The sequence below is a fragment of the Niabella beijingensis genome (assembly GCF_020034665.1).
Classification (GTDB): domain Bacteria; phylum Bacteroidota; class Bacteroidia; order Chitinophagales; family Chitinophagaceae; genus Niabella; species Niabella beijingensis.
This window is the reverse complement of sequence record NZ_JAIQDI010000001.1, coordinates 956,429-981,894: the sequence shown is the minus strand read 5'-3', so window position 1 is coordinate 981,894 and position 25,466 is coordinate 956,429. Positions and strand designations below refer to the sequence as shown.

At 47.6% G+C, this 25,466-nt stretch carries 16 protein-coding genes; 13 read left to right on the top strand and 3 right to left on the bottom strand.

Annotation, left to right across the window (positions count from 1 at the left end):
* The first annotated feature begins 9 nt into the window (after window positions 1-9).
* From K7B07_RS04135 to K7B07_RS04110, 6 genes are all read left to right on the top strand, one after another.
* Window positions 10-708 (top strand): DUF3826 domain-containing protein, encoded by a 699-nt coding sequence (locus tag K7B07_RS04135; RefSeq protein ID WP_223707720.1) that lies wholly within the window; start codon window positions 10-12, stop codon window positions 706-708.
* A gap of 29 nt (window positions 709-737) precedes the next feature.
* The gene (locus tag K7B07_RS04130) at window positions 738-4,073 is read left to right on the top strand and encodes a SusC/RagA family TonB-linked outer membrane protein (protein WP_223707718.1); all 3,336 of its coding nucleotides are present in this window, start codon (window positions 738-740) and stop codon (window positions 4,071-4,073) included.
* A 33-nt stretch (window positions 4,074-4,106) separates the two neighbouring features.
* Complete coding sequence (locus tag K7B07_RS04125; RefSeq protein WP_223707716.1) at window positions 4,107-6,083, top strand: RagB/SusD family nutrient uptake outer membrane protein; 1,977 nt, start codon at window positions 4,107-4,109, stop codon at window positions 6,081-6,083.
* 58 nt (window positions 6,084-6,141) lie between these two features.
* Entirely contained in the window at window positions 6,142-7,773 is a 1,632-nt protein-coding gene (locus K7B07_RS04120; RefSeq protein ID WP_223707715.1) for a polysaccharide lyase, read from the top strand.
* Between the two features lie 648 nt (window positions 7,774-8,421).
* Window positions 8,422-10,083 (top strand): pectate lyase family protein, encoded by a 1,662-nt coding sequence (locus K7B07_RS04115; RefSeq protein ID WP_223707714.1) that lies wholly within the window; start codon window positions 8,422-8,424, stop codon window positions 10,081-10,083.
* A gap of 142 nt (window positions 10,084-10,225) precedes the next feature.
* Complete coding sequence (locus tag K7B07_RS04110) at window positions 10,226-13,330, top strand: DUF6298 domain-containing protein (protein ID WP_223707713.1); 3,105 nt, start codon at window positions 10,226-10,228, stop codon at window positions 13,328-13,330.
* A 2,115-nt stretch (window positions 13,331-15,445) separates the two neighbouring features.
* On the opposite strand, the gene K7B07_RS04105 is transcribed toward K7B07_RS04110, so the two are convergent.
* From K7B07_RS04105 to K7B07_RS04095, 3 genes are read right to left on the bottom strand one after another with little or no spacing between them, the layout of a single operon-like run.
* Window positions 15,446-15,685 carry a helix-turn-helix transcriptional regulator gene (locus K7B07_RS04105; protein WP_223707712.1) on the bottom strand — a complete coding sequence of 80 codons (240 nt, stop codon included), beginning with the start codon at window positions 15,683-15,685 and terminating at the stop codon, window positions 15,446-15,448.
* Window positions 15,686-15,738: 53 nt separating this feature from the next.
* On the bottom strand, window positions 15,739-16,014 hold the full coding sequence (locus K7B07_RS04100) for a helix-turn-helix domain-containing protein (protein ID WP_223707711.1): 276 nt from the start codon (window positions 16,012-16,014) through the stop codon (window positions 15,739-15,741).
* 13 nt (window positions 16,015-16,027) lie between these two features.
* A complete protein-coding gene (locus tag K7B07_RS04095; RefSeq protein WP_223707710.1) occupies window positions 16,028-16,300 on the bottom strand; it encodes a helix-turn-helix domain-containing protein in 273 nt (90 codons plus the stop codon).
* A 327-nt stretch (window positions 16,301-16,627) separates the two neighbouring features.
* Here K7B07_RS04095 and K7B07_RS04090 point away from each other — a divergent pair, with 327 nt between their 5' ends.
* From K7B07_RS04090 to K7B07_RS04060, 7 genes are all read left to right on the top strand, one after another.
* Window positions 16,628-17,119 carry a hypothetical protein gene (locus tag K7B07_RS04090; protein ID WP_223707709.1) on the top strand — a complete coding sequence of 164 codons (492 nt, stop codon included), beginning with the start codon at window positions 16,628-16,630 and terminating at the stop codon, window positions 17,117-17,119.
* Window positions 17,120-17,244: 125 nt separating this feature from the next.
* On the top strand, window positions 17,245-17,856 hold the full coding sequence (locus tag K7B07_RS04085; RefSeq protein WP_223707708.1) for a hypothetical protein: 612 nt from the start codon (window positions 17,245-17,247) through the stop codon (window positions 17,854-17,856).
* A 208-nt stretch (window positions 17,857-18,064) separates the two neighbouring features.
* The gene (locus K7B07_RS04080) at window positions 18,065-19,465 is read left to right on the top strand and encodes a glycoside hydrolase family 140 protein (RefSeq protein WP_223707707.1); all 1,401 of its coding nucleotides are present in this window, start codon (window positions 18,065-18,067) and stop codon (window positions 19,463-19,465) included.
* A gap of 146 nt (window positions 19,466-19,611) precedes the next feature.
* Window positions 19,612-20,526, top strand: a complete 915-nt coding sequence (locus tag K7B07_RS04075) for a glycoside hydrolase family 43 protein (protein WP_223707706.1) — start codon at window positions 19,612-19,614, stop codon at window positions 20,524-20,526.
* Complete coding sequence (locus K7B07_RS04070; RefSeq protein WP_223707705.1) at window positions 20,523-22,403, top strand: exo-alpha-sialidase; 1,881 nt, start codon at window positions 20,523-20,525, stop codon at window positions 22,401-22,403. The genes K7B07_RS04075 and K7B07_RS04070 overlap by 4 nt, the downstream gene beginning before the upstream one ends.
* A gap of 6 nt (window positions 22,404-22,409) precedes the next feature.
* The gene (locus K7B07_RS04065; protein ID WP_223707704.1) at window positions 22,410-23,933 is read left to right on the top strand and encodes an MGH1-like glycoside hydrolase domain-containing protein; all 1,524 of its coding nucleotides are present in this window, start codon (window positions 22,410-22,412) and stop codon (window positions 23,931-23,933) included.
* Window positions 23,933-25,381 (top strand): sialate O-acetylesterase, encoded by a 1,449-nt coding sequence (locus K7B07_RS04060; protein WP_223707703.1) that lies wholly within the window; start codon window positions 23,933-23,935, stop codon window positions 25,379-25,381. Before K7B07_RS04065 ends, K7B07_RS04060 begins: the two co-directional genes overlap by 1 nt.
* The last annotated feature ends 85 nt before the right edge of the window (window positions 25,382-25,466 follow it).

Genomic DNA, 25,466 nt, shown 5'->3' with positions numbered 1-25,466 from the left:
GCGATTGTAATGAAGTATTTTTTTTACAGAAAAAAGAACGGGGGTATTTTTGCGAAAAGTTTATTAATTGTTGTTTTTACAATTTTTAATTTGTGTGTGGTGTTTGGACGGCAGTCCGGTGCAGATACGGCCTATCGTCGTGTTGCCAGCCAGCGGGCGGCCAAGATCGTGGCGCTACTTGCATTGAAAGACTCCGCAATATTTTATAAAGTGAAAGAAGTGGTTGCCGCACAATATATGGGCCTGAATGAGCTCGATGCCAGCAGGGAAACCGCGATCCGGCATATCAGGGAGACAAACGCTAATAAAGAAGCAGCTGCGAAAAAGGTCAGTGAGGTGGAAACCAGAACAGATGCAGATCGTACGGCTTTACACAACAGCTATATTCAAAAACTGTCGGCCTTCCTCGATAAGGAACAGGTGGATGCAATAAAGAATGGAATGACGTACAATGTACTGCTCATTACTTACAAAGGTTATCTGGAAATGATCCCCCGGCTTACCGCCGAAGAACAGCAGTACATTATGAATGCACTGGTGGAAGCAAGAGAGCATGCAATGGATGCCGGGTCGTCGGAAAAAAAGCATGCCTGGTTTGGAAAGTACAAAGGCCGCATCAACAATTATCTTTCTTCACATGGGTATGATATGAATAAGGAGAGCAAGGCCTGGCAGGAACGGACAAAAGCAAAACAAAATAATCAATAGCAGCCAAAACAAAAAAATAACGAAGCCATATGTTGTATCAGAACATTTTAAAAGTTGCATTTGCAGTAATGATCAGTTTATATGGTCTTTGCGCAGGTGCACAAACAAAAACGATCACCGGTCAGGTAGTAGAAGATTCTACGGGAGCGCCTGTGCCGGGAGTAACCATTAAGGTAAAGAACGGCCCGCAAAGTGCGGTCACGAACCTTCAGGGCAATTTTACCATGAACATCTCTTCCCAGGGAGCTACACTTCAATATACGCATGTGGGCTATCAGTATGGGGAGATTGTTGTCAATCCGGGAGATACCAAGCCGCTTGTCATTACCGTAAAAAAGCTGGAAGTAAGCATGGATGATGTGGTCGTGATTGGGTATGGTAGCCAAAAAAGAGAAAACCTGACGGGTTCTGTAGCTACCGTTGATATGGGAAAGATCTCAGATTTCCCTGTGAGTAGTATTGCAGAGGCGCTGAAAGGGCAAATACCTGGTTTAAATGTAACAGGAGGGAGTCAAAGGCCAGGTGATAATGCACTCTTAAGTGTTCGCCAGCAATTTGGTTTTAGTAAAGATGGCAGCAGTCCATTACCTTTAATTATTATTGATGATGTAATACAGTTAGATCCCAGCTCTGGTTTGCCAACTATGGATCAGTTTAATGTATTAGATCCTTCCGAAGTGGAAAGTATAACCGTGCTTCGCGATGCAAGTGCTGCCATTTACGGTTCAAGGGCTTCTCAGGGTGCTATTATCGTAAAAACCAAAAAAGGAAAAGCGGGGGCACCTAAGATCTCTTATTCCGGAAAATTTGAATTTAATGATGCAGTGAGCTTTGGTAAAACCATGAGCGCCTATGAACACGGTATTTTTGCAAACCGTTTTTTCCGAGCTGATGGGAGGGATGCCAAATCACTTTTTGACGAGAATGAATTGGAGGCCATGAAATCATTAAATTATGATTGGTTAAAAGAAGCATGGAAACCGGGAGGAGCTATGCAACATTCGCTAAATGTAAGTGGCGGTTCTGATAGAGCAACCTATTTCGCCGGAGCAGGTTATTATACACAAAGACCAAACCTTGGGAGTCAGGATTACAATAAATGGTCTTTCAGAACAGGAGTTGATGTAAAAGTGGTGAACAATTTGAAATTATCAGCAACGGTTTCCGCGAATAATTCGAAAGTGGAAAAATCATTCACTAAAATCAGCGTTAACGATGGCTCTTATACCTCAGGATCAGAACAGACCGACTATGCTATTTTAGCACATATGCCAAAGTATATTCCCTGGCAGTATACTGTTGACGGGGTAACAGAATACATTTCTCCCGCTTTAGGTCCGCACAGGGCTCAAAGCAGCCCGGCGGGCCAAAATAACATTACAGGGTGGAACTATTTTGGATTATTAAATAATGGTTCATTTACTTCAGATGATGACCAGGCATTCAATACCAACTTCTCTTTACAATATAATGTTCCCTTCATTAAAGGATTAGCATTTAAAGTCTCTTATGGCTTAAGTTATTCCACCGCTAATAATGAGCAGGCGATGATGGGTTTAAGGCTGGCGGTAGCAACAAACGCTGGAAATGCAATAGGATACCATTTGTATACAGATTCTTCCTCTTGGAAGGTAGCTAATAATGATAATCGTTCTACCGTACGTTATGCCGATGAAATTGGTAAAGTAGAGCAATCGAATTTCTTCATTAATTACGATAACAAATTTGGAAAGCATAATATTTCTGCCATGGCTTCAGTGGAAAAAGGGCAACAGAGTTATCAAAAGAAGTTTATTATCTATGATCAACCCATAATGGGCGCCTATAACGGATCATCTCCGTCGGCAGGAACGTTGAATCCGTCCAATACTTATGTGAATCGTACTGAAGGGGGAAACCTGGCCTACCTGGGCCGGTTGAACTATGATTATGATAATAAATATCTGTTACAATTTGTCTTCCGCTCTGACGCCTCTACCAAGTTTGCACCTGTAAATTATTGGGGCTTCTTTCCAGGGGTCTCTGCTGGTTGGGTGATTTCCAGGGAAAAATGGTTCAATGATCGTCTTGATTGGGTGAATTTTCTGAAACTACGGGTATCTGTGGGCAGAACAGGTAATGACAATGTGAAGCCATGGCGCTGGATGCAGACTTATGGCTACGCGGCTGACAAAGGGCTTGGCTTTGGAACTAATAATGGCGGGCGCCTGGTATCCGGTCTGACCCCGGATGCAACACCGAATCCCGATGTAACCTGGGACAAAACAGTTAAGAAAAACATTGGTATCGATGCGTCTTTTCTTAACAACCGGTTATCAGTGACCTACGACAGGTATTGGGATAACAAGTATGATATGTTAATGACTTTGGCCAATCAGGTTGGGGTGCCGATCTCGGTAGGAGGGGGCTTTGCGGAACAGAATTTTGGAGGGTTGAGGGCCTGGGGGTCTGAATTCAGTGCTACCTGGAAGGACAGAGTTGGCGATTTTGGGTATAACATTGGTGTGAATTTTGGAACTGGTGATAACAAAGTAACCAAATGGCTGCCGGTAGCATTCAACTACCCGTCAGAATATGATAACCGGGAGGGATATTCTACTCTTCAGCCGACTTATGGCTTCCTTACCTGGAAAGGAAATGCAGGTGGCGACGGGATTTTAAGGACAGACGCAGATATTGATGCTTATTGGAAATACCTGACGGACCGCGCTATAGCAGCAGGTACAACACCTTCTTATTTGGGCTTTGATACAAAAGACGGCCTTAAAAAAGGAATGCTTGCCTATCAGGACTTGGGTGGCCAGCTGGATGCAGCTACTGAAACGATCGCCGGACCTAATGGCCGTATTGAGGACGATGGTCAGGATTTTACAACCTTGGGGAAAAGAAGATCTTTTGGGTTGGCCACAAATATCGGATTGTCATGGCGATCGTTCACTTTAAATACTCAGATCGCGACTTCATGGGGTGGTTTTAATCGTATCGATTATATAAAGCAAGGAACTGGATCCACGCAGCTTTTTTGGTCACATGAGTCTTATTTAAATGACATGTATAGCGCTGAAGATAATGTAAATGGAAGATGGCCTAATCTGGCATATATTGATCAAAACCAGTATGAATCTGATTTTTGGCAGATTTCTTCCTTCCGGAGCTATGTGCGCAGTTTGGTTATCGGCTACTCGGTTCCAAAAAATATTGCGGCAAAAGTTAAAATGGATGCGCTTCGGATCAGTCTGGCAGGATTTAATCTTTGGGATTTTCACAACCCGTATCCTGATAAGTATCGTAATATGTACGATGATCCGCAGGTTGCTTATCCAACATTACGCACCTGGTCACTGGGCATTAATGCCAGTTTCTGATAAAATTTTTTAATTAAGATATTTTCTATAATTATGAAAAAGATAATATACAGTTTCCTTATTCTGGCAGCTTTTCTGACAGCCGGATGCAAAAAGGACTTTTTAGAAGATATGAAAAGCTATGATAAATACGATGAGAGTATATTCGCCAACGAAGTTTTAACGGGTTGGTATATCGATCGTCTTTATTATGATTATTTTTCGGCGTACAGATCTCCGATTGTTTCCATAGTGGGCTTGTACAATGATACCAGATCAAGATCCACCGAAGAAATTGGAGGCACTGTAACCGATCTGATCAATTCACAAAAAACACTGGAGAATGCAAACCAGGCCGATGGTTATTTTGGTAAGGCATTGGCTGCAAATTCAAGTAATGACCCCTACACGCGCATTCGGACAGCTAATTTTTTGTTGGAAAAAATTGATGAAAAGGGACAGGCTCTATCCGAAGAGTTTAAGAAGAAAGCAAGAGGACAGATGTATTTTTTACGGGGACTTCAGTATTTTGAGCTAATGCGCGTATATGGTGGTGTTCCTATTGTAACGGCTGTTGAAAACGCAAGTGCAGATGATCCGGTTATTCAGCATCCACGGGCAACTACATCCGAACTGGTGACACAAATAGTAGGAGATTTCGATCGGGCTGCCGAATTGTTACCATCAACCTGGGGAACCAGCGATTATGGCCGGTTTACCAGCGGAGCCGCTTTAGCAATGAAAAGCAGGGTATTGTTAACTTATGCAAGTCCTCTGTTTAACACAGATTGGGACAACTCCGGCAATGAGCGCTGGCAAAAAGCGCTGGATGCGAGTCTTGCTGCTGAAACAGCATTGACTGCTGACGGATACGGATTGTATGGATCAACTGCTAAGGACTGGGCCGAAATGTGGTATAAGAATGACAATACATTTAATCCGGAAGCTATTATGGTTCAATTATTATCAAAAGAAGTGGCTTCATCAGGAATAAATAGCAATGGCTGGGAACGGAGCATTCGTGTGACAAAACAGACCGGCTCCGGAGGTATTGCTGCCCCTAAAGAAATGATCGATCTGTTCCCTCTGGCAGACGGTTCACGTCCTACCATTGCTAACGGATATGACTCGGCGCATTTTTTCATGAACCGGGATCCCCGGTTCTATCGCACATTTGCTTTTTCAGGTATGAAATGGCCAGTTAAAGAAGCAGATGTACCAGCCGTTATTTGGTTATACAGATGGGCTTATGGTGGTGATAAATCGGCCTATAGCGATGGTAACCAAGTAAACAGTCCGGCGGTGGTTCGTAAAATGACCAACCCCTCAGGTTCCAGCACGGTTGATGGTCTTGCTTATTCGGGGACCGATATTATGGAATACCGATATGCGGAGCTGTTATTGAATATTGCTGAATGCTATGCTGCTAAAGGAGATGTCTCAAATGCACTAGCCTATCTTGGAAAAATCAGGAAGCGTGTTGGAATACCGGAGGCGAATAATTATGGCATTGGGACGTTGGCTTCAAAGTATGCGGCTATAGAGGCTTGCTTGTATGAGCGCCGTGTCGAATTGGCTTATGAGGGCAAACGTTTCTGGGACGCGCAGCGTTGGATGTTGTATAATGATGATGCCGGAGCCGGTAATACCACGTGTGCTAAATTGGAAATTGCTCCTATAAACGGATCCGCCCGCACCGGAAGATTGTGGCAATATAAAACAGTATTATCCGGCAACACGGATCCGTTGACGGCCGCAAGAGGAACCATTTCAGTTGATCCGGATGCTGCTGATTTTTCAGCCCAACTGGATAGCCTGAAAACTTTTTTTGATAACAATATTACCATCGTAAATACGGACCAGCCAGTGGATAAAGACGCATCTGGTAATCCCTTGTTTATAACATTTAAACAGAATTATTATATCACAGGTTTAAATTCAACAGCACTGTCTCTTAATCCATGGCTTTTGCAAACTATTGGTTGGAATGATTACTCAGGCGCACCTGGAACATTCAACTATAAGCAATAAAAATAGATATCTAAACCGGTACTGCTATATTCAATAACGAAAAGAACAAGTTTAAAAGATGATGTTAAAAAGATTACCATTGACCGCTTTTTGTATCGGTTTATTCTTCACGGCTTCAGCCCAGTATCCTAAAATACCGCAGGAAGATCAGGCCCGCTCTAAAGCCCTGCTGGAAGCAGCAGAAAAACATTCGGATTCTATGTGGACTATTGCCTACCCCATCATCGACAAAGAAGCGAGAGAGGGAAGGCCTTATATACCCTGGGCTTCCCGTTATGATGAGTTGCCGCATTCCGATATCCCGGCATTTCCGGGTGCAGAAGGAGGGGGCAAATTTGTACGCGGCGGCCGTGGGGGAAAGGTGATTGTGGTGAGCAATTTAAATGACAATGGACCAGGTAGTTTTCGCTGGGCCTGTGAGCAGGGCGGTGCCCGGGTAGTGGTGTTCAATGTGGCGGGCATCATTCGCCTTAAGTCGCCTGTTATTGTGCGAGCACCTTATATTACGATCGCAGGTCAAACAGCGCCGGGTGATGGCATTTGCATTGCCGGAGAAACCGTTTGGATCAATACACATGATGTCATTATCCGTTATATGCGTTTCCGTCGTGGCGAAACCTGGGTGGGCAGGAGGGATGATGCCATTGGCGGGAATCCCATAGGCAATATTATGATTGATCATGTATCGGCCACCTGGGGACTGGATGAGAATATGAGCATGTACCGCCACATGTATAACGACAGCACTGGCAAGATCGAGGATAAATTCGGTACGGTGAATATCACGATACAGAATTCCATTTTCGGAGAATCGCTGGATACCTGGAACCATGCATTCGGCAGCACACTGGGAGGAGAGAACTGCAGTTTTATGCGGAACCTCTGGGCCAATAATACGGGCCGTAATCCTTCAGTGGGCTGGAACGGTATCTTCAATTTTGTAAACAATGTGGTATTCAACTGGGTGCATCGTTCCATTGACGGAGGTGATTACCGGGCGCAGTTCAATATCATCAATAACTATTTTAAACCAGGTCCGGCTACCTCCAAGGATAATAATGTAGGCCACCGGATCTTAAAACCGGAAAGCGGGCGCAGTAAATTGAAGTATAAGGTATATGGCCGGGCCTACGTGAACGGTAATGTAATGGAGGGTTATCCGGAGGTTACAAAGAACAACTGGAACGGAGGCGTTCAGGTGGAAGAAGAGAAAAATGCCGGTGAGTACACCGACTATATCCGGCAATCAAAACCATTGATCATGCCGGCGCTGACCATCCTCGATGCACAGACGGCCAAAAACTATGTGTTGGCGAATGCCGGTGCCACATTGCCGAAACGCGATGCGGTAGATGCGCGTATCGTAAAACAGGTAGAGACCGGCAAAATAAATAATGTGCCCACCTGCCCGCTGCCCAAGACCCAGTTTGAGCACCGGCGGCTTCCGATCGATTCTTATAAAATAGGCATCATTACCGATCCCTGTCAGGCCGGTGGTTATCCCGAATATAAAGGAACGCCGTATAAGGATTCCGACAATGATGGCATGCCGGATGACTATGAACGAAAAGCGGGACTGAATCCCAATGATGCCTCCGACGCGCAAAAGATCACCAAGAATGGATATAGTGCTATTGAAAATTACCTGAACAGCGTAGTAAATATCAGAAACGTAGTGCCTGCGAAATAGGCATTGATGGATGGTGTATCTTATTGATAAGGTCTTCTCAAATGAGAAGTAGGATATCGCGCTGAACCTGATGCGGCATAATGCGTGGGGAGCTTTAAATGAATGGATGACCTTTCTTGGAAGGGTACCCGCCAGGCAGTGAAAAGAAATCCCGAAGGCTCGGGACAAGCCTGAAGTGCGGATTTTTCTGGTTCCGGCCACCCGTGGAATAAAAAAGGACAGGATTGGGCTCCTGGCGAACAAGATTTTTACTCCACTTTTCATTCCCGATTGATCGGGAGAAAAGTGGAAAACAAAATAAAAAAACTGTCATAGCATGGTTCGTGTTCTCACCATAACCGTCAATTTATGGCCCGAGCCTATGGCGCTCTGTTCTGTGTTACCCTTCTATACTGGGAGCTTCAGTTCGCAGTTGCTGAGATTGGTTGAGGCGAAGCCTCCTGACCTTCAAACGTGATACAGAAGGCCATAGGCCTGATCGCTCTATCAACTACGGAATTTATTCCGGAGATAGAACGCGCTAATGAGAGACAGAGTGCCATAGGCACGGTACATTTCAGGCAGGGGATCAGTATTGTAAGCTTCGCTTTTTGCTTAAGTTGACGGCTATGATGTCCTCACGAACCAGTTATTGAAATAAATAGTTACATGAAAAAGTGGATAGGCCTTTTTGGCATTATAAGTTTATTAGCTCCGCAGCAACAGGTTGCTGCTCAGTATCCGGTAATACCCAAATCCATGGAGGATTCTGCGGATGCGGTAATGGCCGGCTATCGTAAATTATCAGACGCCGCCTGGGAAAAAGCATTACCGGCTGTTGAAGCGGATGCAAAACGTGGCAAGCCTTTTGTTCCCTGGGCATCAAAATCCTCCGATCTGATAAAAGTAACACTCCCGGCTTTTCCGGGTGCTGAAGGGGGTGGGGCGTATACTCCGGGTGGACGTGGCGGAAAAGTATTTGTAGTGACCAACCTGAACGACAGTGGCCCCGGAAGTTTCCGCTGGGCCTGTGAGCAGGGCGGTGCGCGGATCATTGTATTCAACGTGGCCGGGATCATCCGGCTGAAAAGCCCGGTAAGTATCCGAGCGCCTTATGTTACCATCATGGGACAAAGTGCACCGGGCGACGGTGTTTGTATCGCCGGGGAATCGGTGCTCATCGATACGCATGATGTCATCATCCGCTTTATGCGGTTCCGGCGTGGTGCCACCGAAGTGACCCGCCGCGATGACGGGCTTGGGGGAAATCCGGTAGGGAATATTATCATTGATCATGTATCTGCCAGCTGGGGCCTGGATGAGAATATGAGCATTTACCGTCATGTATATGATCGTAAAGCGGATGGAAAAGGGGAGAAGCTGCCAACGGTAAATGTGACCATCCAGAATTCTATTTTTTCAGAAGCACTGGATACGTATAACCACGCCTTCGGCAGCACCATCGGCGGACGCAACAGCACTTTTATGCGCAATCTCTGGGCAAACAATATTGCCAGGAATCCTTCGGTAGGTATGGATGGTGATTTTGGGTTCGTGAACAATGTGATCTTTAACTGGTGGAACCGCAGTGCCGATGGCGGCGATAATAAATCGTTTTACAATTTTATTAATAATTATTACAAACCCGGTCCTATTACACCAAAGGACCGGCCGATCGGTTATCGTATTTTGAAACCCGAATCAGGCAGGGCGTTTAAAGACAGCCTGGTCTTTGGAAAAGCCTATGTAAGTGGAAATATTGTTGCCGGCAACGATCGGGTAACAAAGGATAACTGGGATGGCGGGGTACAGCTGGAAGATGTAAAAGACGCCGCAGAGTATCTGCAGCAGATACGGGTAGATCAGCCGTTTCCTATCGCTGCATTCCCGGTATTGCCTGCTGAAGATGCCTATGGCTATGTATTGGAAAATGCAGGGGCGCTGCTGCCGGTACGGGATGCGGTAGACAAGCGGATCGTCGAAGATGTTCGTACCGGAGCGATCACTTATAGTCCGGATGCACATACCGCTCCGGTATCAAAGTTTCTGAAGCGGCGGTTTCCGGCCGATTCTTATAAGAACGGTATTATTTCAGACATCAGCCAGGTAGGTGGTTATCCGGAGTACAAAGGCAGGCCTTACAGGGATTCTGATAATGATGGTATTCCGGATGTGGTTGAGAAAAAGATGGGGCTGGACCCACGGAACCCTGCAGATGCCGTAGCCATTGCGAAGAACGGTTATAGCAATGTTGAAAACTATCTGAACGGTCTTGTGGCATTGAAAACGGTAACGCCGGAGAAAGGGAAACCCCTGTCTTCATTTAAATAAAAATCGGGATACCTGGTTCAGGGTGTATTGCAGCTAAACGCTGATAGCTGAATATTTATGGCTGAGAGCTACTTCTCGATTCTCAACGCTCAATTCTCGGCCCAACTGATTAGCTTTGTTGAACGGTGATAAATTTGCAATAATGAAGTTTTTTTTCTTCGTTTTATTAAGTGTGCTGGTTACGGTCGTGAACGGTCAAAAACCAAAGCCTCCAAAACCGGTATTGCCCGTTTCGGTTGAAAAAGGCCAGCTGATCTATAATGCCGATTCCGTAACCGGTGACCGTATCCCGGATTATTCGTATTGTGGTTACAAGGCATCAGAAGCGGCTATTCCCTTGGTCCCGGTTAAGGCCGTGGTTCCGGTTAAAGCGGGTGATGCCACGGCACTCATTCAGGCTGCTATTGATTATGTGGCCACACTTCGCCCGGATAAAGAGGGATTCCGCGGTGCGGTGCTGCTTCAAAAAGGAATGTATGCAATAGAAGGGCAGCTGCTCATCCGTCAATCCGGTATTGTGCTGCGCGGTACCGGGGCGGCCGGCGAAACGGTGTTGAAAGGAACCGGATTCAATCGTGATGCACTGATACGGGTGGCAGGCAAAAATGATAAAATCGTTGGCGCTGAAGCGGCGGTAACACAGGACTATGTCCCGGTAAATGCCACGGCACTTGCGGTTGCAGATGGAAACAGTTTGAAACCCGGCGATCGCGTGGAGATCCGTCGTCCTTCCACCGCGGAGTGGATCGATGTGCTGGGCACGCGCAGCTTTGGCGGTGGTCTATCCGCCCTGGGCTGGAAGCCCGGAGATGCCGATCTGGTTTTCGAAAGAACGATTACTGCTGTTAAAGGGAATACGCTTACCATTGATGTGCCACTCACTAATTCACTGGATACAAAATATGGTGGCGGTACGGTAACCGCTGTTTCCTGGCCGGGCAGGATCACTAATGTCGGGATCGAGAACCTGTCGCTGGTTTCCGAATTTGATACAAGGAATCCCAAAGATGAAGACCATCGCTGGATGGCCATTACCATGGAAAATGTGGAAGATGCCTGGGTACGCCAGGTGTCCTTTAAACATTTTGCCGGTTCTGCGGTGCACCTGCTGGAATCGACACGACGCGTTACGGTCGAAGACTGTATTTCTACAGAGCCGGTTTCGGAGATCGGCGGACAGCGGCGTTATACCTTCTTTACCCGTGGTCAGCAAACGCTCTTCCAACGCTGTTATGCGGCCAATGGATATCATGATTTTTCGGTAGGACATACCGCAGCGGGTCCCAATGCATTTGTGCAATGCATGTCGGAACGGCCTTATAATTTTTCCGGGGCAATTGATAAATGGGCTTCCGGGGTCTTGTTTGATGTGGTGTCGGTAGACGGGAATGCGATCCGTTTTGGCAATCGTGGCCAGGATGGTCAGGGTGCGGGATGGGCGGCAGCAAATAGTTTGTTATGGAACTGTTCGGCGGCACGCATCGATTGTTACCGGCCACAAACAGCGCAGAACTGGGCGCTGGGCTCCTGGAGCCAGTTTGCGGGCGACGGCTACTGGGGCGAATCGAATAATCACCTTACACCAAGGAGTTTTTATTACGCGCAGTTGCAGCAGCGCCTGGGTAAACCCAGCCCGCAACAATCCTTTATTTTAAACATCGGTACGGAGGCTTCCAGCAGCCCTTCTGTGGAAGTGGCACAGGCGCTTACAAAAGAAGCCATACAACCAAAAGTACAACTGATCGACTGGATCAGGGAGGCGTCAAAACACAATCCGATCGCGATCGATGCAAAAGGTGCCAAGCTTATTGACAAAGCTTCATCAGGCGGCTGGTCGGTGGGACCTCCTGCAGCATATATAAACAAGGGCTGGCTGGTGGGAATGAACGGTCATGTGCTTACGGGAACCATACAGGAAGTACCCTGGTGGACGGGCGGCGTGGAAGGAAAGGACCTGGAACAGGCTACAAAAAAACTGGCGATCACCCGTTTTGTACCGGGGCGCGTAGGGCCGGGGCTTACCGATGACCTCGAAGCCGTGGTGGATTCGATGAAAGCCAATCATATTGTGGGTTTGAACCAGCACTATGGCCTGTGGTACGAGCGGCGCAGGGATGATCATGAGCGTATCCGCAGGATGGATGGCGAAGTATGGCCTCCGTTCTATGAGCTGCCATTCAAACGAAGCGGGGTAGATACGGCCTGGGATGGCTTGAGTAAATATGATCTCACAAAATATAATTCCTGGTATTGGAACCGCATGCGGCAGTTTGCGGTCCTGGCAGAACTGAACGACCGGGTATTATTGCATCAGAATTATTTCCAGCACAATATCATTGAAGCCGGTGCGCATTATGCCGATTTTCCCTGGCGTATGGCCAATAATATCAATAACACCGGCTTTAATGAACCCGTAAATTTTGCAGGCGACAAGCGTATTTTTTATGCGGAACAGTTTTATGATGTATCGAACCCGGTACGGAAAGAACTGCACAGGCGCTACATACAGCAATGCTTCCGGAACTTTACCGGAAACCCCAATGTGATACAGTTTATCGGGGAGGAGTTTACCGGCCCGTTGCATTTTGTAAAATTCTGGCTGGACTGTATTCGGGAAATGCCGGATCAAAAACACAATCAGAACAAGATTGGTCTTAGTGTAACAAAGGATGTGCAGGATGCCATACTGAAGGATCCCCGGTACGAATCGATGGTCGATGTGATCGATATAAAATACTGGCATTACCAGGCCGACGGTTCGGCGTATGCACCGGAAGGCGGAAAGAACCTGGCGCCGCGTCAGTGGGCGCGCTTACTAAAACCGAAGGCCAGCTCTTTTGAGCAGGTGTACCGCGCGGTAAAAGAATACCGGTTAAGGTATCCGGATAAGGTCATTATGTACTCAGCAGACGGTGCGGATAAATTCGGATGGGCGGTGCTGATGGCCGGCGGTTCGCTGCCGGTATTACCCTCCACAGTTGATAAGGAGTTACTGAAAGCAGCCACTGAAATGCGGCCCGCAACATCCGGGGAGTTTTCCTTGCAGGGTACAAATGGCCTGATCGTGTATGCCTTGCAGCACAATAAAGTTCCGGTGGATCTGAAGGGCTTCACCGGCAACGTAACACTTCATTACATCAGTGCAAAGACCGGGCAGGTCATAAAAACGGAATCTTTCACTGCAAGCGGAACCACCCAATCGTTTGAGCTTCCGGAAGGCGCAGCGCTGCTGTGGATCAGCAGGTGATCAGGACAAAGTATCTATTAGAGCATGTGGTAGGTTTTTTATTGTCCCGGCTGTGGTGCTCATGGCATCAGTCTTGCGTCGCACACTTCGGCACCCCGATATAGGGCAGCTTTTATGCTCCGAGCCTATGGCTCCCGGCTTTTTGTGGGTGGTGCTGATCAACAAACTGAAGTTTGTTGTTGACCAATTCAGACGAGGCGCAGCCTCTTCCCCTCACTTGTCACCTAAGTCACCCCGTCCCCACAAAACATCATTCAGCTTTTCCTGGCCAGAGCATGGATTCAGTGAAGGCCATCGGCTTGGGCGTTCTTACAACTCCGGAATTTATTCCGGGAGCCATCATATGCTGTGGAGCGCAGGAGTGCCATAGGTACGACCCATAGCTGGTACCTTGTCCCACGAGTCTGCCCGGTCACAGCCCTGGCAGTTTATGATCCGAGCCTACGGCTCTCAGCTTTTTGTGGGCGGCGCTGATCAACAAACTGAAGTTTGTTGTTGACCAATTCAGACGAGGCGCTGCCTCTTCCCCTCACTTGTCACCTAAGTCGCCTCGTCCCCACAAAACACCATTCCGTTTTTCCTGGCCAGGGGCATGGATTCGGTAAAGGCCATCGGCCTGGGCGTTCTTACAACTCCGGATCCGAACGTTCGGATTATTCCGGGAGTTATAACATGCTACAGAGCGCAGGAGTGCCATAGGCACGATCCATAGTTGACACCTTGTCCCTCGAGTCTGCCCGGTTACAGCCCTGGCAGTTTATGATCCGAGCCTACGGCTCTCAGCTTTTTGTGGGCGGCGCTGATCAACAAACTGAAGTTTGTTGTTGACCAATTCAGACGAGGCGCTGCCTCTTCCCCTCACTTGTCACCTAAGTCGCCCCCGTCCCCACAAAACACCATTCAGTTTTTCCTGGCGAGGGGCATGGATTCAGTAAAGGCCATCGGCCTGGGTATTCTTACAACTCCGGATCCGAACGTTCGGATTATTCCGGGAGTTATAATATGCTACAGAGCGCAGGAGTGCCATAGGTACGACCCATAGCTGGTACCTTGTCCCACGAGTCTGCCCGGTCACAGCCCTGGCAGTTTATGATCCGAGCCTACGGCTCTCGGCTTTTTGTGGGTGGCGCTGATCAACAAACTGAAGTTTGTTGTTAACCAATTCAGACGAGGCGCTGCCTCTTCCCCTCACTTGTCACCTAAGTCGCCCCCGTCCCCACAAAACACCATTCAGTTTTTCCTGGCGAGGGGCATGGATTCAGTAAAGGCCATCGGCCTGGGTATTCTTACAACTCCGGATCCGAACGTTCGGATTATTCCGGGAGTTATAATATGCTACAGAGCGCAGGAGTGCCATAGGTACGACCCATAGCTGGTACCTTGTCCCACGAGTCTGCCCGGTCACAGCCCTGGCAGTTTATGATCCGAGCCTACGGCTCTCGGCTTTTTGTGGGTGGCGCTGATCAACAAACTGAAGTTTGTTGTTAACCAATTCAGACGAGGCGCTGCCTCTTCCCCTCACTTGTCACCCAAGTCGCCCCCGTCCCCACAAAACACCATTCAGTTTTTCCTGGCAAGGGATATGCATTCAGTAAAGGCCATCGGCCCGGGCATTCTTACAACTCCGGATCCGAACGTTCGGATTATTCCGGGAGCTATCACATGCTATGGAAAGCAGGAGTGCCGTAGGCACGACCCATAACTGGTACCTGCTTGTCACCTAAGTCGCCCCGTCCCCGCAAAACATCATTCAGTTTTTCCTGGCCAGGGGTATGGATTCGGTAAAGGCCATCGGCCTGGGCCTTCAAACAACTCCGGAATTTATTCCGGGAGCCATCACATGCTGTGGAGCGCAGGAGTGCCGTAGGCACGACCCATAACTGGTACCTACTTGTCACCTAAGTCGCCCCGTCCCCGCAAAACATCATTCAGTTTTTTCTGACCAGGGGCATGGATTCAGTAAAGGCCATCGGCCTGGATATTCTTACAATTCCGGAATTTATTCCGGGAGTTATAACATGCTACAGAGCGCAGGAGTGCCATAGGTACGACCCATAGCTGGTACCTACCTGTCTCACGAGTCCTCTGGTCACTTAATGAAGAATAGCGAGTGCTTTACCTTTTAATTAATTTAAAAAACTCTTCGAGCGTTAAGTCTCTTGCATTGCAAATTTTTTCAAGAGTTTCAATCGTCATTGCATAGCCTTGATGGCCAACAATTTTTCTGGCAAGTTTTTCTTCAATATAATGATCCTTAGCAAACTCCGTGTATTTGTATTTGCCATTCGGATATTTATAATCCCGGAACCAATGATCAATTATATATTGGTTTATAACAAATTTTAGTTCCTTCATAGGATTAGTTGAAGCATTCGCCTTTGTGGGGTGGGTAGATGATTTTAATAATGCTATTTTCTTGCCTTTTTTATAATCTCTTCAGCCTTTGTCATAAGTTTTGAAAGAGGAATATTGTAGTATTCGCAAAGCAGGCTTAAGTTGCTGATGGAAATATTTCCAACAGCGGTTTCTATTCGGCCTATATGAATGGCGATATCTGTTCTGATTTTTATATCATTGACAACCTCCTCCTGACTAAGCTCAAGCTTCTCCCGAAGTTGCTTTGCTACAATAGCTATGCCTGTTAGTAATTCGTCATTCCGATATTGATTATGTGAAGTGGACAAGATATACTGAATTTTAATTGGTTTTTTTCTTTTTATCTCTTTTTAGAATAACTTTTTCAGGGAGGAAATCTTTGGGGGAGAGATTAAAATGATCGGCCAGCAAATTAATATGCGTGAGATTATATTTTGCTCGGTTATTAAGACTTTCTATGTTTCCTATGAAGGACTTGGATTTGCCAATGATATTGCCAATATCTTCCTGTGAAAGATTCTTCGCTTTTCTTAAATCTCTTACATAGTCAATGACATATTGCTCAATGGGTGATATATGTTCCTGCTCATTCACGTATCCGAAGTAATAAAAGAACAAAAAAAACATGCACACACATGTATGTGCAATTGTTTTTTTAATTAAATTTGTTTTGAAGATCTAAAAACATCAATATTTTAAGTATTTAGATATAACGACAGAGTTGATTATAATAATTTAAAGCATTCGCTTTGAGTCTCGACTTGAAAACTGGTAATTTTTAAATGAAACGAGATAATAAGTAGAATAGCTCACGACCTAGGCGTGGGCTCTCTTATTCGTTTCAGGGTATGCCAGTACCTCAAGTCGATAAGTTGAGCGCCACGCCTTTTTTGTGCGGGCGCCAGCCTAAAAATTTTTGTTATGGATAACGCCGTTGCTACACACCCACAAAACACCAACACCAGTTTTAATGAAGCGCAGTGGCTGCAAGCCCTTTTTCTGCTGGCAGATACACAAACCTGGCTGCAACAATTACAGGAGGGGCTTATTTGGCAGCTGCCGGTAAAAAACCGTAAAAAGCTGCTGCGCCAGGGCTGGTACCTGAGTGCCAAAGCACTGGCGCATATTTTAGAACGCCATTATTATAAAGTGCCCCGCCACCCCCTTACCGGCAAATTTACTATAGCCGTACCGCAGATTGTGGCCTGCATTAGAGATGCATGTCATCAGCCACCGGAACCGGTGCCGCGCAGCCAACACCTGCAACGGGTATGGGAGGCGGGCGTGCCCGTAGGTTATGATTCGGCTGGCAATACCGTAACCACCATTACGGTTATAGCCACCACCGGCGGGGAAATTATGACCGCCTTTCCCGGTACCATGCCGGTGCAAGAAGCTGTATCGTCACCCTGAGCGGAATGCAATGGAGCCCAAGGTGCTTTCAGCTATTGCTACTGCCTGTATTGCGGAGATTCCTTCGCTCCACTTTGTTCCGGTCGGAATGACAAATAATGCCTCACCCTAAAACAAAAAAGGCCATGAAAAACAAACACACTAAAGATCCGTTTAATACCCGTTGCTGGTTAAGCGAAACTATTACAGACCCTTACCAGGTGCTTGCCTGTTTGTTCTTTGAAGCGCATGTACATGACTTTCGCAAGCTGGTTAAAAAGCTGGTACATCATGCCGGTGGAGGAGGCGTATATAAACGCCAATCTCCGGCGGATGTATTATTATATATGAAAATGATCCGCTCGCTTATAAAAGCTGCAAATGTTTTAAAACATACAGAATGCAGCCCTGTTATTATAAATGAGGGCGATCTGCTCAATACAAAGAACTACCGCAGCCATTATGTTACGGCAGATGCATGGATGGAGTTTCCGCGCCACCTGTCAAAAAAAGAATACTGCAACCCATACCGGGCCTTTCAGCAGTTTTTCAATCACCTTCCGGTAAAAGATTGGGTACAATGCTGGGAGCAGGTAGTGGAGGCCGCTCTTTGCCGTGATGATGCTTTTACTCCCGTTGCACCGCTAAAAGTGTATAGCAGGTTGGCCAAACTGGTGGAAGCCGCGCATTTGGTGGATGTAAGGGAGGTTACGCATGTGGGTGGCCAGTTAAAAGGAAGGGCAGCCTCCTCTCCATAGTACTGTACAATGTGGCCCGGGAAACGGCTTTATTATATGGTGTACTTACCGGATGGAATATCTTTCTAAACTACTGGAAATATTTACCGGCAGACCGGTTTTATCCGGTATCCGGTCTATCTTTATTAGGTCGCTGTTAAGCACCATAGATGCTTGTCATTTTTTGATTGCGAAGTTTAACAGGCGGCATCATCTGACGCCCGTTGTTATGAGCAGACTATTTTACATCCTTATTCTTTTCCTCAGTATACCGGGCCCCGGCTTTGGTGTACAGGCGCAGGAATTATCTCTGTTAAAGATCTCAGAAAACCATCGCTTTTTTCAAACCGCAGACGGTAAGCCGTTTTTCTGGCTGGGAGATACCGGCTGGTTATTATTTGTACGGTTGACCCGGGAAGAAGCGGTTCAGTATCTTGAAACACGCAAAGCACAGGGCTTTAACGTGATCCAGGTAATGGTATTGCACGATGTAAAAAATGCACGGAATGTTTACGGAGACCTGGCGATCGAAAATGACGATGTGTCTAAACCCGTTACCACACCGGGAGCAGATCCTGCCGACTCTGTGGCCTATGATTTTTGGGATCATGTGGACTTTGTGATCCGTGAAGCGGCAAAAAGAGGCATCTATATGGCGCTGGTACCGGTTTGGGGCAGCAATGTAAAAGAGGAGAGTGTTAACCCGGCACAGGCGGCTGTTTTTGCAACATTCCTGGCGGAGCGGTATAAAGATCAGTCCAATATTATCTGGCTGAATGGTGGTGATATAAAAGGTACCGATGGTCTGGATGTATGGAATACGATCGGATCAACTATTAAAAAAAAGGATCCCAACCATCTGATGACCTTTCATCCCCGGGGGCGTTATTCTTCTTCCGACTGGTTTCACCAGGCAGCATGGCTGGATTTTAATATGTTTCAAAGCGGCCACCGTACCTATGCACAGGATACCAGTGTGAGCGAAAAGAATCATTTTGGAGAGGATAACTGGAAATACGTTAATGTAGATTACCGGCTGAAGCCGGTAAAGCCCACACTGGATGGCGAACCTTCTTATGAAAATATTCCGCACGGATTGCACGACAGCTTACAACCCAGGTGGAAGGCCGCCGATTTGAGAAGATATGCCTATTGGAGTGTGTTTGCTGGTGGCGCGGGCTTTACTTATGGCGAGAATGCGGTAATGCAGTTTAACGCAAGAGGATTTAAAGGCGCCAACTACGGAGTAACCCAAGATTGGATACAGGCCGTGCACGCCCCGGGCGCAGAACAGATGCAATTTGTTAAAGCACTACTATTGGCACATGATTATAACAGCCGCATGCCGGCGCAGGAGATACTTGTTGATAATAAGGGAACGCGTTATGATCGTTTGCTGGCTACAAAAGGAAAGGGGTATGCGATGGTATATACCTACAGCGGAAAACCGTTTAAGATAGATCTTTCAAAACTGGGTTTTAAACCGGCGCAGGCAAAATGGTTTTGCCCGGCAAACGGAAAATATACACCGGTTAAATTAAGCCGGACGGCCGGTGTGGCATCATTTGCTCCCCCCCGGGCGAAGACAGATGCAGAAGGTACAGACCGGGTGCTGGTATTGGAGGAGTAAGAATCATGCAATCGTCACCTTGAGCGCAGCGTAGCGAAGTCGAAAAGTCTTTCAGGATTTAGGAGATGCCTCGGCTGCGCTCAGCATGACGTTCGGTTGGTGTGTCTATTTTTAAACCCGGGGCGGCGAACAATAAAGTAACAACATTGAAAAGAATCGTAAACATACTTGTTATTCCGATCATTCTAAGCGCTTGTTCCAATAGGGTCTACCTCTTCACGTCCTTTCATGAGCCTGCGGATGCCGGTCTGCGTATGCTGTACAGTTACGATGGCTATCATTGGACCGATTTTGATACGGTTTTTCTAAAGCCGGCAGTAGGGCAGCAAAAAGTCATGCGCGATCCATCAATGGTGCAGGGACCGGATGGCGTCTTTCACCTGGTATGGACCAGCAGCTGGCGGGGCGATAAAGGATTTGGGTATGCTTCCTCCAAAGACCTGGTGCACTGGAGCCCGCAGCAATTCATACCGGTGATGGAACAGGAACCCGCAACCGTGAACGTATGGGCGCCGGAATTGTTTTATGACGATGCCGCAAAAGATTATAAGATCATCTGGGCCAGCACCATTCCCGGTCGTTTTGAGAGAGGAGCAGAGGAGGATAGCAATAACCACCGGATGTATATGACCACCACAACGGATTTTAAAACATTCACCCCATCAAAACTATTCCTGGATCCGGGTTTTAGCGTGATCGATGCTGTGATCGTTAAAAAACTGAAAAAGGATTATGTACTGGTGTTAAAGGACAATACAAGGCCGGAACGGAACCTGAAGGTAGCTTTTTCAAATACAGCGGAAGGACCCTGGCAAAATGTATCCAAGCCGTTCTCCAGCAATTTTACCGAGGGACCTTCGGTGGTGAAAGTAAAGGACCGGTGGCTGATCTATTATGATTCGTATCGTAAAAAGATCTACGAGGTAAAAGCAACAAAGGACTTTCATCATTTTGAGGACGTAACCGGCCAGGTTATGGTGCCGGAGGGGCATAAACATGGCACAATTGTGCCGGTGAAGAAAAAGGTAGTGCGGCGATTGGTTAAACAATTTAAAAAATGAAAACATATAGCCCGGGGTTGAAACCCTGGGAAAACAGCATGCAATTGAAACATTATATAACAGCATTTTTAGTTTTAGCCGGATGCATCCTGCACGCACAGCAGGACACCATCCGCTATACGGGCAAAACCTTATCCAATGTGGATTATCACCACGGGCAATTAACACCGGCCGTGGGGGTGCACAATATCCAGGTGTTCCGCGCCAACCGGCAGCACCCGGAGTGGGCGGGCGGCATGAACTGGACCTACAATCACCAGCCCATGCTGGTGAGCTGGAACAACACCTTCTATCTTCATTTTTTAAGCGATCCGGTGGGGGAACATGTGGCTCCGGGAGCTACCTTCCTGGTTACCTCAAAAGATGGTTATCAGTGGTCGGCTCCGGTAACGCTTTTCCCGGAATACAAGCTGCCCGAAGGCTTTGTAAAGGAAGGTCGTACCGAAGTGGCACACAACAGGTTTGCCGTAATGCACCAGCGGATCGGCTTTTATGTTTCCAAAGAACAACGGTTGTTTGCACTCGGCTTTTACGGGATCGCCCTGGGGCCAAAAGATGACCCCAACGATGGCAATGGTGTGGGGCGGGTGATCCGGGAAATAAAGAAGGATGGCAGCTTTGGTCCCATCTATTTTCTGCGATACAACCACCGTTTCAGCGAAAAGAACACCAATTTCCCGTTTTATAAAAAGGCAAAGGACAAGGGATTGATCGCGGCTTGTGAAGAGATCCTGGCTACACCGCTGCTGATGCAGCAGATGGTGGAGGAAGCCGACCGTAACGATCCGCTGATCCCGCTGAAAAAAGATTATAAAGCCTTTAATTACTACCATCTGCCGGACGGACGTGTAGTAGGACTTTGGAAGTATGCATTGACCAGCGTCAGCAGCAATGAAGGCAAAAGCTGGGAATACATGCCTACCCGCGCGCCCGGATTTGTAAATGCCAATGCAAAGATCTGGGGACAAAGAACAGGTGATGGTAAATACATAACCGTATACAATCCTTCGGAATTTCGATGGCCCCTGGCGTTATCGGTGAGTGATGATGGCCTGCATTATAAGAACCTGCTGCTGGTGAATGGTGAGATCACATCGCTCCGGTATGGCGGAGCCTATAAAAGCTATGGACCGCAATATGTACGGGGCATACAGGAAATAAACGGCAAAGCTCCGGAAGATCGTATATGGGTGAGCTATAGCATGAATAAAGAAGATATCTGGGTGGCAAAGATCCCGGTTCCGGTAACAAGTGAAGTGACAGCTGATGTGGCGGACGATTTTGATGCATTGAAGCCGGGCGAAGAATTGCAGCGCTGGAATGTGTACAGCCCGCTATGGGCGCCAGTTGCCATCGAAATGCTGAATGGCAAAAAAGTATTGGCACTTACGGATTATGATCCGTTTGATGTAGCGAAAGCCGAACGGGTAGTGCCGGAAGCTGCAAAAATGAAATTGGAGTTTAGTGTAACGCCGGGGCAAACAACAAATGGCCGGCTGGATATTGAATTGCAGGATGCAAAAAATACGGCTGCTGTGCGGATCTCCTTTGATTCAACCGAAGCCATCATTACAAAGGCGGGTTACCGGGACCGGGGGCTGGCAACCTACGAAGCCGGAAAGACATATGATTTTGTGATTGAACTGGATGCGGAAAAGCGGTTTTATACCGTTTCGGTCAATGGAGGTAAACCGGTGAACGGTATTTTCTTTGCGCCGGTGCATAAGATCCATCACGTTACCTTCAGAACAGGACCGGTGCGAAGATTTCCTGATGCAGATACGCCCACTGATCAGGAGTACGATCTGCCCGGGGCTGGGGAAAAAGATAAGAAAGCCGTTTACAGGGTTGGGTATTTCAGAACAGCAAAGCAATAGCAGTACATGCGTATAAAAATTTTCAATGGTATTTTCTTTTTGCTGATGGCAGCGGCTGCAGCCCAGGCGCAGGTGTTGCAACCGGCAGCCTTTAAACACTACGTGGATCATTTTAACGCTATGGAGCAGGAACCGGTGATACAGGCCATACCCAATACAGACTCCTGGAACTGGATGCAGCAAAATATTCCCCTGTTTGAGTGCCCGGATAAAAAATTGGAGGAGATCTATTATTTTCGTTGGTGGACCCTTCGCAAGCACATTAAACAAACCCCGCAGGGCTTTGCCTTTACCGAATTTCTGATCCAGCGGTCGTATGCGGATAAATACAATCTCATCAGCAGTGCATTGGGGCATCATATTTATGAAAGCCGCTGGCTGCATGACCAGCGCTACCTGGATGAGGATGTACTAACCTGGTATCGTGGTAACGATGGTAAGCCCTTAAAGAAACTGCGGTTTTACAGCAGCTGGAACACAGACGCGCTATACAATAGGTACCTGGTAAACGGAGATGCGGCCTTTATAAAAAAGATGTTCCCGGACCTGCGGGCCGATTACGAGGCCTGGGAAGCCGAGAAGCGATACCCCGGCGGCCTGTTCTGGCAATATGATGTGCGGGACGCCATGGAGGAGACCATCAGCGGCGGACGTAAGGAAAAGAATCCGCGTCCCTCCATTAATGGATATATGTATGGGAATGCAAAGGCCTTATCCGGTATTGCAGCGCTAACGGGTGATAATGTTGCGCGACAGTTGTACGAAGCCAAGGCTGATACCTTAAAGCAACTGGTGCAGCGGGAACTGTGGAATGATAAGGCACAGTTTTTTGAAGTACGGAAACAACCGGCTGATACACTGGCGAACGTAATGGAGGAGATCGGGTTTATTCCCTGGTATTTTAATCTGCCGGATGCGCAATACAGCAGGGCCTGGAGCCGGTTGATGGATGTGGCCCATTTTAATGCACCGGCGGGCATCACCACAGCCGATCGCAGTCACCCCGGGTTCCGTACCCACGGTTGTTGCAAATGCGAGTGGGACGGCGCCGTATGGCCCTTCGCCACGGCACAAACATTAACGGCCATGGCCAACCTGCTGAACCATTATCAGCAAAAGGTTGTCAGCAAAAAGGATTACTATCAGCAGCTGCGGAAATATGCCCTTTCCCAATACGCGAATGGTCAACCTTATATCGGCGAGTACATGGATGAGAAAACCGGCAAATGGCTGACCGCCGATGAGCGTGGGCGGTATTATAATCATTCCACCTTTAACGACCTGGTGATCACCGGGCTGGCAGGATTACGCCCCCGGGCGGATAACCGGATCGAAGTGAATCCGCTGCTTCCCGCAGGCGAATGGGATTGGTTTGCCCTGGACAATGTATTGTATCACGGAAAGATCATTACGATCATCTGGGATAAGACCGGAAAAAAATACGATAAAGGGAAAGGCTTATCTGTTTGGGCAGATGGCAAACTGGTACAACGAACAAAGCGGCTGACAAAAATCACAGGAATATTATAATGAGATACGGGCTGACGATAATATTGATGACAGTGCTGCTGACAAAGCTGAATGCACAATTGACCGTTGCAAAGATCATCGGGCATAATATGGTATTGCAGCAGGGACAGCCATTGCCGGTATGGGGGCAGGCTAAAGCAGGCGGAGTTGTAGCCGTACGGTTTAAAAAACAGCAACAGGAAACCAGGGCCGATGCCTCCGGAAGCTGGAAGATTGTGCTGAAGCCGGAGAACGCATCTTTTGAACCGGCTGTTCTCGACATCCGGTCAGGTAATGAAACAATAAGATTGCAAAACATCCTGGTAGGGGAGGTATGGCTTTGCTCGGGACAATCGAATATGGAGTTTGCCATGCGGAAGATCGGTAAGCTGCAACCGCCGCCGGGCGCAGACTGGCCGGTTGACGAACTGGAAACGGCACATAATACCCGTATCCGCATCTTTTTAGCCGAGCGTAAGAAAATGACACCCGATGCCACCCACTCCGGATGGAATGTGGCGGAAGGAACGGCGCTGCGCAGCTTTTCGGCAGCCGGTTATTTTTTTGCAAAGGAATTACAGGCAAAGCTGAAAGTACCAGTAGGCGTGATCTCAGCGGCTATACCCGGTAGCCGCATTGAACCCTGGATGCCGCGGGAGGCTTTTACCGCACTGGAGTTTTTCCGGGAACAAAAAGACAGCACGCACAAAATAGATGGCGACCCCGGTAAGTTCTATACTACGATGATTGAGCCATTGATACCGTTTGCCCTGAAGGGGTTTTTATGGTACCAGGGAGAGTCCAACTGTTTTTTAAATGAGCGGCTGCAATACAGCTATAAAATGAAGGCGCTGATCAACTACTGGCGTAAACAGTGGAACAATGAGCAGCTGCCTTTTTACTATGTGCAGATCGCACCCTATTATTATTCCAAAGCCACTGACCGGCCTTACACCGTGTACAGCGAGCCGGAGTTCTGGGAGGCACAGGCAGCAGTATTAAAGATGCCCCATACGGCCATGATCAGTACCCTGGACCTTAACGATGATCCGGCTGACCTGCACCCGGTAAACAAATGGGACCTGGGAAAACGACTGGCAGGCGCGGCGCTCAGTGCCACCTATAAAGTGAGCACAGCGGCCGCAATGGGCCCGGTATTTAAAAGCGCTGTAAAAAAAGGAAATACATTTGTGATCGATTTTGACCATAAGGGAAAAGGGCTGATGAGCAAAGATGGAACGACATTGCAGGGCTTTGAAGTGGAGAATGAAAAAGGAGTGTATACAAAAGCAGCTGCCCTCATTAAAGATAATAAGGTTTGGGTGCATGCAGCAGGAGTAACAGCGCCGCAGGCCGTGCGTTATGCCTGGCGGGAGGATGCCCCACCTGCATTGTACAACAAGGATGGCTTGCCGGCATTGCCGTTCCGGACGGATGATAAGTTAAATAAATCTTTCAATGCGGAGTGAGATAATTATTATGCCGTCATTTCGACCGGAGCGTAGCGGAAAAATCTCCTGCCTGCATTGTTACGCTGCCATTAGGTAACAAAGT